The sequence below is a fragment of the Paenibacillus sp. FSL R10-2199 genome (genome assembly GCF_038000235.1).
GTDB lineage: Bacteria > Bacillota > Bacilli > Paenibacillales > Paenibacillaceae > Paenibacillus_AQ > Paenibacillus_AQ phytohabitans.
Genome location: NZ_JBBOBO010000001.1, coordinates 2,234,079 through 2,248,477, shown reverse-complemented (window position 1 = coordinate 2,248,477; position 14,399 = coordinate 2,234,079). Strand labels below are relative to the sequence as shown.

The window sequence follows — 14,399 nt, the reverse complement described above, 5'->3', positions numbered from 1 at the left end:
TTCTTTTTTTTGCGTAAGATCAACCACACCGGGAATCGTCACGTTAACCGTGCGTTCGGCATTCTCCGTTTAACCGCTGCAATGGTCCAGGGATGCTGCGGCCGGCAGGAAGGAGACCTGTGGAAGATTGCATCAACCGGATTAACGAATTATTATTTATATCAGGTCTGTTGGTGTCTGGGAGGTAGTCAAATGTCAAAAACGATATTAGTTGTAGACGATGATGAAGAAATCGTAAAACTCATCACCAAAAGTTTAAGGTACGAGCAATTTGAAGTCATCACAGCCAGGTCCGGGGAAGAAGCCTTATCTGCAGTGGATGATAACCACATTGATTTCATTGTTCTGGACATAGTGATGCCTGATATGAATGGACTTGATGTCTGCAGAAATATCCGGACATCCTATAATGTTCCCATCCTTTTTTTAAGTGCGCGTGATCAGGACATTGATAAAATCGTCGGTCTCGAAATAGGAGCAGACGATTACATGACCAAACCTTTCAGTATTCAGGAGCTGGCCTCCAGGATAAAAGCCCATTTCCGAAAAGTGGACAGGCTGCATAAAGAGTGGGATGAGCTTAGCCCCGGTAGAGAAAAGGCAGATGCTCCGCTTATTTTGAACGATAAAACGTTTGAAGCCTTCCTGCATACCCGGAAGCTCGAGTTATCCGCGAAAGAATTTCAAATTCTGTCTATCCTTATGCGTCATCCCAATCAGGTACTCAGCCGTGAGCAGATCTATGAGAAGGTCTGGGGAGACGAGTACGGAGAGATCAATACCGTAACGGTCCATATCAAGAATATCCGCAAGAAGTTGGGTCCTGAACATAACTTCATTAAAACCATTTGGGGTATAGGCTATAAATATACGGAAAGAGAGCAATAGGATGAAACTGAAAATAAAACTTCCCCTCTTATTCCTGCTGATGCTTCTCATTCTTATGTTTTCCATTGGACTGTACTTGAAGTTTGTCTTCGCAGTATATTCCCCTATACGCACTACATTGCTGGACTCACGATATATAGCATTGCTGCTGCCCATCTTTGCCATCGCCTGTTGTATATTTATTATTCTGATCATCTATATTTATAGAAGCATAGAGAAGCCCATCCGGCTTCTGAATACCAGGCTGGGGGAAGTAAATGTTGTTCATCCCCTGCCTCCGCTGGCTTCGAGGAGTAATGACGAGATCGGAGAACTTTATAAGCACTTCAATAAGATGGAGCATAAGCTGCAACTCGCCCACAGAGAACAAACCGATATGATTGCAGCCATCGCCCACGATTTGAAGACACCCCTGACCTCTATTAACGGTTTCACCGAACTGCTGGCTACGCACAAGGACTTACCCGACACTGAAAAGCAGGAATATTATGAACTGATTCAAAAGAAGTCAGCATATATGGTTGAGCTCATCAATGATCTCTCCAGCTTCACCAAACAAAAACTGGAGCTTGAATCCATGGTAGCCGGGCCTGTAAGGGCAACAGAGTTATTTGAAGACATTGCTTTTGAATATGAGTACGAGCTGGCTGGACTTGACAACGAACTGACTTGCCGCCATTCATTCACGGACAGTATATGGCTAATGGTCAATGAACCGATGATCCGCCGGGTGTTCGGCAACCTCTTCAGCAATGCTGTAAGATATGGGGGGAAGAATAAGCTGAACGTGTATATGACCGGATACCTGAGGGAGCATCATGCCTATTTCCAAATCGAGGATAACGGAATCGGCGTACCGGATAAGGATCTTTCTTCTCTGTTCCTTAAATTCTTCACGGTGGATAAATCGCGGCAAATCCAAAAGGGCGGACTCGGGCTGGGCCTGGCGAGCTGTAAATCTATTATTGAGCATCACGGAGGAGAGATTATGGCCTTCCCTTCCGAATATGGCGGTTTGGGGATAAGATTCAGCCTTCCCCTGGCTTCACTTCACTGATTGTATTTACGCACTTCTGCTTCAACAACCAAAGATTACAGGCTGCTGCCGGGTGTGACACCCAGGCAACAGCCTTTTTGTGTTTTAGCAGTTTATAGTTTTTTATATTCTCTTTATAAACATTTATTTTTCTTTTACCGAAGCTTCATCTTTGGATGTAAAAATAATTTCTATATTAGAAGCACTAAAGAAATAAACAAAAAGCAAAAGAAGCGGAGGGGAAATTTGGAACTGTAGGAGCGGTAGCGACCGCCTGAAAGCTTTCCGCAGGAAAGCTCGCATCGAAAGCATCAGCAAGTCACCGGATTTCACCCGCGAACAGCGGTTCAAAATCAAGAAATCTGGGGACAACAGCGGCCGGAAGTCCAAATGTTCACCGCAGTGACGATGAAGCTTCAAGTTCAAAAAGGAGGATATTAAAATGTCAATTGAGTTCAGCCGCTGGCCCAACAATTACATGATGTCATACCAGGTTACCAAAGCTTTGGGTATGGCAAGCCTCGGTGCTACGGATGTCACCGAAATCTACGAGGCCTGCAAAAGAATTGACCCCGATGACAAAGCTACATGGCACAGGGAGTGGCTCATCACCGCTCAGGCATTGGAAAAACACGGCAAGGAGGCCGAAACGGCCGGAAACTGGTATACCGCACGGAACTGCTATATTCGTGCCTGCAATTACTATAGAATCGCAGAGTATTCGGTGATGGATGATGATACCCGGAAAATCCGTATCTTTAAAAAGGTTAATGAACTCTTCGAAGCCGCCGGAAAGTACTTCGATGTCCCGCCGGAGAAGATTGAGGTTGATTACGAGGATGTTAAGCTGGATGGTTACTTCTTCTCCCCTTCCTGGATAGAAGGCCCCAAGCCGACCGTATTTGCGCTTAACGGTGGTGACGAGTGGTCCATTGAGAATTATTTCTGGCTGGGTCCTGCCTTCATTGCATGCGGATATAACTTTTTGGTCTATGATCAGCCCGGCACCGGTCTCTCGATGTATGAAAAGGGAAAGGGCAGACGGGCGGACAGCGAAGCGTTTCATTCCCGGGCCATCGACTTCCTTCTGACACGGCCGGAAGTCGATCCGGATAAGATTATCGTGCACGGGGAGAGTTTTGCGGCTTACGACTCCTTGCGCTTCGCTTCGTTCGATCACAGAATTGCTGCCGTCATCTCCGACGGAGGTACGCATGCCTTCGACTGGAAAGCCATGCTGTCCTGGATGCCGCCAAGTCTGGCCGCACACGGCATGCGAATTCTGGGGGCAGACAGCCTGGAGGATTTTGCGGGGAATCCGCGTTTTGCCTATGATCTTGAGGGCGTACTCCACCAGATCGAATGTCCGCTGCTTGTCATGCATGGAGCGGAAGAAATATTGGTTCAGCCCAATCCGCTGACACAAGCTATGAAGAATTACGAGCAGGCAGGTTCGGCAAACAAGACATTCTTCGCGATAGAGGATAGACGGCTTGGCGGATTAGAGCACTGTCAGGTAGATAACATCAACGTGCTGCATGAGGTAGCGCTGAATTGGCTCTGTTCCATTGGGCTTGGGCCAGCCGCACCCCGCCAATCTTAGGGATTGTCATAGGAGGAGTTAACAGCTATGCGAATTTTATCAGAGAAAAGAAGCGGCAGCACGCCCGCTATACAGATTGACGGAGTGCACAAAAGGTTTGGCGATTATACCGTATTAAACAATCTTTCGCTGGAGGTGAGCCAAGGAGAGATCTTTGGATTCCTGGGTCTGAATGGCGCCGGGAAGACAACGACGATCAAGATGCTCCTGGCGATGCTGAAGCCAACCTCCGGCAAGCTCTATATGTTAGGTGAAAAGGTCGATGCCGGAAACTCTAAATTATGGAGCAAGGTCGGATATTTGGAGGAGGCTACTTTTTATCCCGATCTCACGGTAACTGAGAATCTTGACATCGCAAGGCGCATGCAAGGGGTGGCTGACAAGGATGCCGTACATCAGGTGATCTATAAGCTGGGACTTGAGCCGCACCAAAAGAAAAAAGCAAAGCATCTCTCTTTGGGTAACAAGCAGCGCCTGGGACTTGCGAAAGCGATGATTCACAATCCGGAAATTCTAATCTTGGACGAGCCGATCAACGGCCTTGATCCCGCAGGCGTGGCGGAGATACGGAATATGTTATATAATCTGGCAACCAATTTCGGCGTAACTATTTTTATATCCAGCCATCTGTTAGAGGAGCTCTCGAAAGTGTCCACACGCATTGGGATTATTCATAATGGGCGCCTTGTTAAGGAAGTCGCAATGGATAAGCTGGAGCAATCCTTACAGAAAAACCTGGTGGTGAACGGACTGAACAAACCTGCCTTAAAGAAGGTGCTTGAAGAGCATGGCTATGCCTTTGAGGACACCCTGGACGGCTCAATTAAACTAACCAATGAACATGCGGCAGATCATCCTGAACGGCTGGCCGAACTGCTCGTTCAACGCAATCAGCCGCCAACATCGCTCCGGGTGATTACGGAGGATTTGGAAGGGTATTTTCTCCGCACCATTGGTATGACCAGGGGGATTAAATAATGAATATTCTATCTGTGTTACATTGTGAGATTCGCAAGATTATCCGCTCCAATGTGTTCTGGATCATATTTCTTGTGTTAGGCTTCGGCCCCATCATGATGGGCGTCGGAAATGTATTATCCAGTGACGCCGGCGGTGTCAGCTGGGAGCAGTATTTAACCGGATTGCTGGATACACTTGCCCCGCTGGGGCTTATCGGATATACCTTTGTTGCGGCATGGGTATTCGGACGGGAATTTGCGGATAGAACCATCAAAGATTTGCTGGCAAAGCCCGTGTCCAGAGCGAAAATTGTATTGTCCAAATTCCTTGTCATTTTAGCATGGTGCCTGTTACTTTCCGTCTATATGTTTGCCGTGGGTTTTGCCGTAGGGGCGATCATGGGAGCCCAAGGCGGGTCCGCTTCCTTCATTTCAAGCTTGTTCTTTAAGTTCCTGATCACCTCGCTATTGTACATTTTTGTGACCGCACCAACCATTCTTTTGGCTAATGTGACCAAGGGCTATCTGGCACCCCTGGGGCTCATCCTGATCATCGTCATTCTGTCCAATGTGTTGGCCTCATTTGGATTAGCACCCTATTTCCCATGGACCATCCCGTCGGTATTTCAAAGCACCGGTTCCTTACAGCTCAGCAGTATATTGATACTTGCGTATACAGGGATAATCGGAATAGCCGGAACATTTGCCTGGTGGAGATATGCGGAGCAGCCATAAACAAGGAAAGCAACACCTGCTGAAGAGGAGGCCACTGAAAAACTAGCGGGCAGTCCCGTGAACCGTCCGTCTTGCTAAATCACCGCAATGAGCTGCTGGCAATTACACGCCCGTCCGCTGAAGGGTTGTGGTAGAGGTCTTCGATTCGTTTTTTTAGACTCAAATTCCGGATCGTTTGAATCCTTCCACGTTTTCGTATTTTGGTAGGTAATTTTGGCTTCGCCCAGGATCAGGCAGTGTATGACAAGCTGATTGCAGCTGATCCGCAAGAAGCAGTCAAGATTAACGAAGTTGCCGTTATGCCGCTCTAACTGTAGTATTGCCAGACCAGAGAACAGCAAAAAGAAGGCGTCCCAAAAGCCATAAAATGGCTTCTGGGACGCCTTCTTTTTTTTGCGTAAGATCAACGTGTGCACTTGAATGGACGCTCCGCGAACGGGCTGTTGTTCCAATTCAGCCGCGTGCCGCCATATACTCGTCCTTCAGGATAGAGTATTGTTGAACCTCCACACCCTTAAAAGGGTGGGATTCTTAGCTAGTTAGCGGGCGCATACGTTTCCGCTTTGCCCAACTGCTAAGTTAAGGGCGAGTTCATTCGCCCATCCTAGATCAGAGCATATAGCTATCTAGGCTGGCAGACTGTTACCATCTACCACAGGTTGACGCATGATATTGATTGCACCGACTCGATCTCGATGTGCTGTATAGCCGCAGTCGCACTGATACGTTCGATCATTTGCTTTGTTCCGCTCTCCACAAGATGGACAGGTTTGCGAAGTGTATGCTGGATTCACTTCAACCACTTGGATTCCAGCGAGTGCCGCCTTATATCCGATGAACATTTGCAACTGATAGAAAGACCAATGATGCAGATTTTTAGCGTTTTTACGACTTGTTCTTGTCGTCTTACGAATATCCGTCAGTTTCTCTAGCTTGATGACAGACACCTTTTCTTGAATAGCTATATTCACGATCTGGCGGCTGATTTTGTGATTCTGATCTTTCATAAAACGACTTTCCTTGTCGTTCTGTTTACGGATCGCTGATAGCTTTTTAAGCTTTCCTAATTTGCGACGATAGGTACTGTACTTACGGCGAACAAACTTGTTTTTACGTCCATTTCCGCAAAATGTTGTCTTGCCACTAGAGGTTACGACAACAGCAGGAACTTTCAAGCCTAAATCAATCCCCATCACTTCATGACCATCGGCTTGTTTGGTGGGTCGTTCGATTGAAATTTGAACAAACCATTTCGCTGATTTTTGAACCACACGCAGAAGTCCAAGCTTCCCATTCGAAAGCATGTCTCGCTCCCGATCCGAAAGAAGCGCAGGGACCACAAGACGTTGTACTTTTCCATCCAGGATCACTGGAAAAGAAATGTTGTTGCCCCAAATCGTATAATTTTGATTGTTCACGTAGTACACACTCTTTTGGAGAAGAGGTCGCTTCTTATTTTTTTTGAACCGCTGAAATAGGCTTTTGGCGTCTCGAATCACTTGATTCTTTATGGCAGAGGGTAGATTGGCACGAACGGTTTTTGAAGTTAGTTTAGGAAACGTTCCAGACCTTTCTGCTTGCTCCGTTAGTTCGTTGACGGTTTGAATGTATTCGTTGCCCATGTCCACCAATACAGATGGATGGGTTGGAAAAATGCGTATTTGAATCGTTACGGTTTGCATAGTTTCACCCCCTTGTTTTTTGTTCCTCAACATATCGTTTGATCGTTTCGCTTGAAACGTTCCCTGCCGTACTGACAAAGTAGGAACGAGTCCAGAGGGAAGGCAAGTGGTTCAAGTGGTTCAAGTGCTTAAACTGTTCACGGAGGCGCCGGGAAGTGATTCCTTTCAGTTTCGCCATAAGTTCTGCGGGAGAATCGGTTGGCAGTGCGTTGAGAAAAATATGCACATGATCAGGCATTACTTCCATTGCTAGTAGCAGCCAATCATGTTCGGCACATATTTCCATAACGATTTGGAGTGGGCTTTCTCGACCAATTTCTGTAAGAGTCCAGCCACTTCCCCTTATGCCGCATATGTTCTCTCAGATGTCCTTCATATACCATCCCTATGTGTTGCATGACTCTGGCAGAACCGATATTCTCCGGGCGGCAGGTCGCGTAGATCCGGTGAAGATCAAGGTTATTGAAGCCCCAATCCAGCAGCACGGCGGCAGCCTCACTTGCAATACCCTGTCCCCAATACAAGCGGTTATAGCAATAACCGATTTCTCCCTGCCCTTCTCCGCTGATATGTATCCCGCAGCCGCCTACCAGTACATCCTCCTGCTTCAGAACGACTGCGTACTCGAACCCCTGGCGCGGCTCCTGCTGTTGCATATCCAAGGTCAGCCGGATGTAGCTCCGGGTATCCTCCAGGGAATTAGGTCCCCAAATCATGTACTGGGCCACAGCCGGGTCGGAGGCATACTCATGTACCCGCTGGACATCCTCAGACCTGAATTCCCGGATCAGCAGCCGGTTTGTTTCAAACTGCATGCTTGGTCACATCCTTATGCTTACTGTTGTAATCCGGGGAGACTTCATGGCTCAGCAAGTTCAATTCTTGCATATTGCTCTGCGAAATCTTCCCCTTGGTTCAACGCTTGGATTAACTTGAGAAGCCCCTCTTCTCCTGCACGAGAGAACCACCGCGTAACTTCATAACAAGCCAAATTGTAATTCTTCCAGGCTTCCGGAGTTCCATAACTGAAAGCATCATACGAGTCTAAAAGGCCGTAATCCACAGGCTTCTTCCCTTTATCCGTTACCTGTTCCCATGCCGCTGTGCTATTAGACAATCTCCCGTCCGCCATTGAAGCCAGCCCTTCATCAAACCACACAGGCACTACATTGCGGTTGCGCAGTCGTTCCCTCAATTCAGCGTGGGTGAATTCATGCGAAATCACATTTTCATTAAACCCGTCCGGGCCGATCACAATATAGTTATTCCAGGGCAGGTAATAGGTTTGTCCGGTCGGATTTTCAGTGTATTTCCCCAGACTCCTGGAAGTTAGCGCCACAATCAAATACGGAGTCGAAGTTCGCTCACCAAAAATAGCCGTAACCTTCTCTTGCGCAAGCTCAACGTAAGATATCAGCTGATCCTGCAGTTCCTTCGACATATCCGGCTCTATATAAACATCCGGTGCCACTTCAACCATGCTAGAGTAATTGACCAAGGCAGCATGCACCGGCTTGGCATAGACTCCCCAAGAGATCATCAGCAGTGCTATTAACAATATACCCCACGCAGCTATTACTTTCATTTTCCGGGTCAATTTCAGCATTTAGTTAAACAGTCCTCTGCCAATAAAGTTAGCCGTAACCGGCTGCTTCCCGATCTCCCGTGACCATACAGACAATTGACCGGTGTGATGGATCTCATGGGCAATCAGATGCCGCATGACTTCGCCGTATTTATGGAGTTCGCGTTCCCCTTCATCCGTGATATCAATCATGATCCGGTCTTCCAGGCTGTCATTCCAGCCGTACACGAATGGAGCCAGCTCCTCATGGCACCGCGCGGATAAATCCTTGACCTGCTGCAAGCTGGCTACTTCCTCGAATGAAGGAATCTCAATCTCTTTCTCTTGTATTCCGCCACAGATCCAGCCATACTCGACGGTCACAATGTGATAGAGCGTAGGAAGAATGTATCCTATGCCTCCAGTGCGTAACTTCATCAGCTCTTCCCCGTCCACCGTCTCACACCAGTCGAACCAGTCTTTGCGCACCTGCCAGTTATACTCGAATAGCTTCAACATGCCGCTGCCTCCAATACTCGTAAATTTCATTACGCTTACTATTCATGATTCGCGATATTCCCCTGTTATCCTCCCTCGTAAACCAAGTGTCATTAACTCATATCCTTTCTCTGCACCACTATATCCGGCGGTTTGTGAAGTATTGATTATAGCTGTACTTTTCACACGTAACGTATAATCTCGTAGATCAGACTTTTACATTGATCAAATCGTTCCAATAAGGAGAGGTTTTAATCATTGTGAGAAAATCAAAACGCTTGTCAGCTATGTTTGTAATTTTCCTGCTCCTGTTCTCGTCTATTCCACTATCTCTGTCTGCTGAGGAAGTACGCCAAGAAGAACAGGTGGATCTGGGACCTTGGGCGTTCAGCGCCTTCGGACCGGGTACAGTACCAGCTACGAACCCCGAACCTATTGTTCAAGATCCAAATACAGTAATAATGAGTACGTACGGCGGAAAGATTGCTTCTGGAGAGGAGGGACTTTCCTTTTATTACAAAGAACTTCCCGTTGACACGAACTTTGAGCTCCAAGCCAAAGCTACAGTGAATTTATTTAACAGCAGATCCAGCGTCAGCACGCCTAATCAGAAATCCTTCGGACTTATGCTCAGGGATACTGTTGGAACAAATGGAGATGACAGCAAAAACATTTCTAATTATGCTGCAGTCGGTGCGTTGGATCAGGTAATGAAAGGATTTTATAAAAAAACCTCACAAATAAAGCTTCCTGCATTTAGCGGAATCAATGCTCCTGCTGCGGGAGAAACCTATAATCTCAGCATTAAAAAATCAGGCAATACTTATCTGTTAAGCATCGGTGAACAAACTCAAATTGTAACACTCGACGATACATTCACGGATACGATCTTTGCCGGAATCTATGTAGCAAGAGATGCGGAAGTAACCTTCAGTGAACTAGACATCAAGGTCGAGGCCAAACGTGTATCCCACTTAATCGCTGATACGAGCGGGATGACCAAAACCTCCTATCTGATGGGTGAACCCCTTGATCTGACCGGACTGGCCGTTAAGGCTGTCTTTTCTGATAACAGTGAAGCCGTGTTGTCTTCCGCTGATTATATTGTTACCGGCTTTGACAGCACTAAGGCTGGAGAGAATACGATCAGGATTAATTATAACGGCGCTTCGGCAACCATCCCGCTGCAAATCATCCCGCTGACAGTGACCTCATTATCGGTTAAATATGAGCCGGCCAAAACGGTCTATTATCCGGGAGATACGTTTGATCCAAAGGGACTTGTGGTCGTTGCTGACTATAATGATCATTACCTGATCACAGAACTGGATAGCCATCTCTATTCGCTCTCCATCGGTGGACAGCCCGTTACTGATACATCGCCGCATGTGTTTACGGATTCAGGTCCATATGAAATCAATATCACCTCCACAGAGACTCCATCCATGGCGGCTGCCTTTAACGTTGAAGTCATTGACGCTGCCCTGTCCAAGCTGGAGATTAGACATGAACCCAAACAAACCGTCTATTATACCGGTGATTCCATCCAATTAGAAGGATTTGCAATTTACGCCCATTATTCTGATGACACTCAGATCCGGCTGACCAAAGATGAATATACCGTCTCTCCCCTCAACACCTCGGTACCAGGAGATAAAGAGATCACAGTTACCCATAAAGGATTAACAGCAACCTTCCATGTTAAAGTCCAAATGAAAGAGCTATCCGGTATCGAAGTAACAGGCTATCCGGCAACGACTTTCTTTATAGGCGATAACTTTAACAGCGATCATCTGATCGTATCGAAGGTCTATGACAACTTGGACCGGGAAGTCCTAAGCGATTTCATCCTGGACAGCTCCAAGTTTGATAACCAAAGGGCCGGAGTGTATGACATCGGGATCATCCCTGCGGATACATCCATTCAGCCGATTACGTATTCAGTCACGGTAAAAGAGAAGCTTGAACCCGTCTGGCGCAGCATTCAATTCGGCCAATCCACATCCGCTGCTAATAACAAGATGCTTCTACAAGAGGACGGAACGGTAGAGCTGATTGCCCTGGAAGGCGGCGGCAAGGTGACTGAAGACCACGATGGCATTACCTTCTATTACACAGAGCTTGATGCGTCAGAAGATAATTTCATGCTGTCTGCGGATATCTCCGTGTCGGCTTTTGCCAAAACTCCATATGACGGACAAGAGTCATTCGGCATCATGGCACGGGATGCTATTGGGACGCCTGGAAATTCCAGCGTATTCGCCTCGAATATCGCTGCTATCGGCGGCTACAGCGGCGGTACCAAAAGCGCCATCGGCACCCAGCTCTTTGTCCGGTCCGGCATCTTGAAGTCTGACGGAACCGGAAGTAAAGGCATTCAGACGATCATGCTGAGGAATGAGCGGCCTGCCCCCGGCAACACGGCTCCTGCAGCTCCTTATCGTCTAACGCTCTCCAAGACGAATAGCGGCTTTACTGGACAGCTTAACAATGATCAGGAAGCTATCATTTTTGAGCCGGATATTCTTAACGTACAAGACGCCAAAATGTATGTCGGATTCTATGCGGCACGTCTCGCTACAATTAATATCCGCAATATCCAGTTGACGGTGACATCAGCAGCTACAGATTCTCCTAAGGTTGAACCACCGGCAGCTCCGGTTATACCAAGCTTGAGCATACTATCTCTAAGCAAGACTTCTACACCAGAATATCAAATGATTGTTCGTCCGAATGTCAACGGAACCGTAACGGTGAAGCAAGGCTCTAAAATCATCGCCCAGGATATCGAGGCTAAAGCCGATAAGCGTCTTGGGGTTCCGGCGGTACTCGCTGATCAGGGGGATACGAACTTCAGCGTTACTTTTGTACCAGATGATACCCAGTATTTGACCTCTTACGATAAAATCGTCCATAACTTCACAGTAACCCTGAGCAGCTATGGGGAGGGAGAACATATCTATGTATCTCCTGCAGGAACAAGTGCCGGGGAGGGTACGGCTGATCTCCCGCTTGATCTCGACACCGCCATTGAATATGTCAGACCAGGCCAGCATATTATCGTGCTTGACGGCCATTACGTGCGGAAATCACCGCTTGTCATTCAGAGGTACAATGATGGAACCGCAGCCGCTAAGAAGTACCTGGAGGCGGCACCAGGGGCAAGACCCGTCATCGATTTTGACAAAAAAACAGAAGGCGTGCTGCTCAGCGGGAACTATTGGCATGTGAAGGGGATTGATTTCACCCGCTCGGCGCCAAATACGAAAGGCTTTACGGTTGGAGGGAATTATAACATCGTGGAGAATAGCCGCTTCTATGCTAACGGGGACACAGGCCTCCAAATCAGCCGTACGGACGGAACGGCACAAGAAATAGCCGAATGGCCATCCTACAACTTAATTCTAAACAGCACCTCCTTCGATAACCGTGATCCGGCAGACAATAATGCAGATGGCTTTGCCGCGAAATTGACTTCAGGTATTGGGAATATTTTCAGAGGATGCCTGGCACATAACAATATTGACGATGGCTGGGACTTGTATACCAAAGCAGGCTCAGGCGCAATCGGTCCAGTATTAATCGAGAATAGCGCAGCCTTCAACAATGGATTTTTAACAGACGGAACGGTTGGCGCCGGCGATAAAAACGGATTCAAGCTGGGGGGAGAAGGCATCAAAGTCCCTCATACCATCCGCAATTCCATTGCCTTCGGAAATGGCGCGTATGGCTTCACCAGTAACAGTAATCCGGGTGTAATTGCTATGAACAATATCGGATTTAATAATACACGCGGAAATATGAGCTTCACCACTTATGGCCAAATCACTGCAGACTTTAGGATCGACGGCTTTATATCCTACCAGACGGGCAGCATCGGGAAAGACCAGTATCCAGCTGCTTTGGCTGCCGACAATAACTTCATGTACGATGGTACAGCGTCAGTCAATAAGTCAGGCAAGCAGCTGACAGATGCTAACTTTGCTAGTTTGAATCCAGTGAACTCTTATACGAGGGATGCGGAGGGAAATATCATCTGGGGTGACTTCCTGAAGTTCATTCCCTTTGAGGAGCCGGGACCGGGAACTCAGCCAGAGCCAGAACCGGAACCAGAAACAAAGCCAAGTCCGGGTCCTTCCGCTACACCGGCGCCTTCTGCATCACCGGGTCCTACGGCTGCACCTGACCCCACGTCTACACCAAGTCCCGCTGCTGTACCAAACACCGGCGGTTCCGGGTCAGCCATTGGAGATTCTTCTACGACCGTACTCCTGCTGGATGGCAGCGTCAGAATTGAACTGCCCATAACGGTTGATGCAGGGAAAGCCAGCGCCCTACTGATGGATTCCTCTTTACAAAAAATAATTGCTTTGGCCAAAGCGGATTCAACCGGTAATAAAACAATCCGGATTCCGCTTACTGTTGATCCGGCCAAGGACATCAAAGAATATGAGTTGCGCCTACCTGCTTCAGCATTTCGCTCAGGAGCTTCTGCCTTGCAGATAGAGGTCAGCTCGTCACTGGCCACGATTATGTTACCAGACAGTCTCTTCCCTGCAGCAATGCTCGACGGCGTGAAGACTATAACTGTATTAGTAAGAACAGCCGATACGGAAGGACCGCTTAAAGGAAAGTTAGGAGACAGCCCGCTAATCGGGTATGAGCTTCGTCTGGATGGGATAAAGCTTCAAGCAGACAGCCTGCAGTCAGCCATACAGATCGGACTTCCGCATTCACCAGCCGTTCCTGCAGCGGATAATGCTTTTATTGTTGTGTGGCATGTCAATGACATGGGAATCATACAGCCTGTAATCAGCGGGGATTATAATGCTGAGAGGCAGCAGGCCATTTTCTCAACCACTCTTTCGTCGGGCCACTATGCAGCGGTCTATAATCACAAGACATTCCAGGATATCTCCCATTCCCATTGGGCAAAGTCTGCAGTTGAAGTACTCACTTCCAAAGGTGTAATTAACGGTATATCTGAAACTGAATTCCGGCCGGATCAGGCCGTTACACGTGCGGAATTCGCGCTTTTACTAGTTCGGGCTTTGGGACTGAGTGCAGCAGAAGGGGGCGGCTTCGCGGATGGGGCCTCCACTCGTCCGAATGAGCCGCTCTCCCGGCAAGAGATGTTTGTTATGGCAGCCAGAGCCCTACAGGCTGCAGAAGTTTGGAATCCGGGTACGATACCTGCCTCCGGTTTAGACAGCTTTACAGATCGCCACCTAATTAACATTGATGCGGCCGATGATATTGCGGCACTGGCAGCAGCTGGTCTCATTAAGGGAGACGGCCGGCAGCAGCTCAAGCCCACTGCATATTCCACGCGTGCCGAAGCGGCGATGCTAATTTACCGAATTCTTATGCGCAATTAAAAGAGACCCCCAAAACCATTTTGAAGTGGTTTTGGGGGTCTTTTATCCTATAGTGG

Annotated in this window: 10 protein-coding genes and 1 pseudogene; 6 read left to right on the top strand and 5 right to left on the bottom strand. The window is 47.9% G+C overall.

Going from position 1 to position 14,399, the window contains the following annotated elements; all coding sequences use genetic code 11:
* The first annotated feature begins 192 nt into the window (after window positions 1-192).
* The 5 genes from NYE33_RS09965 (at window position 193) to NYE33_RS09945 (ending at window position 5,221) form a co-directional block, all read left to right on the top strand.
* Window positions 193-888, top strand: coding sequence for a response regulator transcription factor (locus NYE33_RS09965; RefSeq protein WP_341065622.1), 696 nt, complete (start codon window positions 193-195; stop codon window positions 886-888).
* Window position 889: 1 nt separating this feature from the next.
* Complete coding sequence (locus tag NYE33_RS09960) at window positions 890-1,945, top strand: HAMP domain-containing sensor histidine kinase (RefSeq protein ID WP_340985441.1); 1,056 nt, start codon at window positions 890-892, stop codon at window positions 1,943-1,945.
* Between the two features lie 421 nt (window positions 1,946-2,366).
* Window positions 2,367-3,527, top strand: coding sequence for an alpha/beta hydrolase (locus tag NYE33_RS09955; RefSeq protein ID WP_042139810.1), 1,161 nt, complete (start codon window positions 2,367-2,369; stop codon window positions 3,525-3,527).
* Between the two features lie 27 nt (window positions 3,528-3,554).
* A complete protein-coding gene (locus tag NYE33_RS09950; protein ID WP_042139811.1) occupies window positions 3,555-4,505 on the top strand; it encodes an ABC transporter ATP-binding protein in 951 nt (316 codons plus the stop codon).
* On the top strand, window positions 4,505-5,221 hold the full coding sequence (locus NYE33_RS09945; protein WP_341065620.1) for an ABC transporter permease: 717 nt from the start codon (window positions 4,505-4,507) through the stop codon (window positions 5,219-5,221). Before NYE33_RS09950 ends, NYE33_RS09945 begins: the two co-directional genes overlap by 1 nt.
* A gap of 626 nt (window positions 5,222-5,847) precedes the next feature.
* Here the strand turns inward: NYE33_RS09945 and NYE33_RS09940 are convergent.
* The 5 genes and pseudogenes from NYE33_RS09940 to NYE33_RS09920 form a co-directional block, all read right to left on the bottom strand.
* Window positions 5,848-6,903, bottom strand: a complete 1,056-nt coding sequence (locus NYE33_RS09940; RefSeq protein WP_341065619.1) for an RNA-guided endonuclease InsQ/TnpB family protein — start codon at window positions 6,901-6,903, stop codon at window positions 5,848-5,850.
* Between the two features lie 4 nt (window positions 6,904-6,907).
* Window positions 6,908-7,198: pseudogene (gene tnpA / locus NYE33_RS09935) on the bottom strand (IS200/IS605 family transposase); the annotation flags it as partial.
* The gene (locus NYE33_RS09930) at window positions 7,167-7,718 is read right to left on the bottom strand and encodes a GNAT family N-acetyltransferase (protein WP_341065618.1); all 552 of its coding nucleotides are present in this window, start codon (window positions 7,716-7,718) and stop codon (window positions 7,167-7,169) included. The pseudogene tnpA and the gene NYE33_RS09930, both read right to left, overlap by 32 nt.
* Window positions 7,719-7,762: 44 nt before the next feature.
* Window positions 7,763-8,509 (bottom strand): hypothetical protein, encoded by a 747-nt coding sequence (locus tag NYE33_RS09925; RefSeq protein ID WP_341065617.1) that lies wholly within the window; start codon window positions 8,507-8,509, stop codon window positions 7,763-7,765.
* The gene (locus NYE33_RS09920; RefSeq protein ID WP_340985435.1) at window positions 8,510-8,986 is read right to left on the bottom strand and encodes a DinB family protein; all 477 of its coding nucleotides are present in this window, start codon (window positions 8,984-8,986) and stop codon (window positions 8,510-8,512) included.
* Window positions 8,987-9,225: 239 nt separating this feature from the next.
* Between NYE33_RS09920 and NYE33_RS09915 the strand changes: the two genes are divergently transcribed.
* The gene (locus NYE33_RS09915) at window positions 9,226-14,343 is read left to right on the top strand and encodes a bacterial Ig-like domain-containing protein (RefSeq protein WP_341065616.1); all 5,118 of its coding nucleotides are present in this window, start codon (window positions 9,226-9,228) and stop codon (window positions 14,341-14,343) included.
* Window positions 14,344-14,399: the final 56 nt, after the last annotated feature.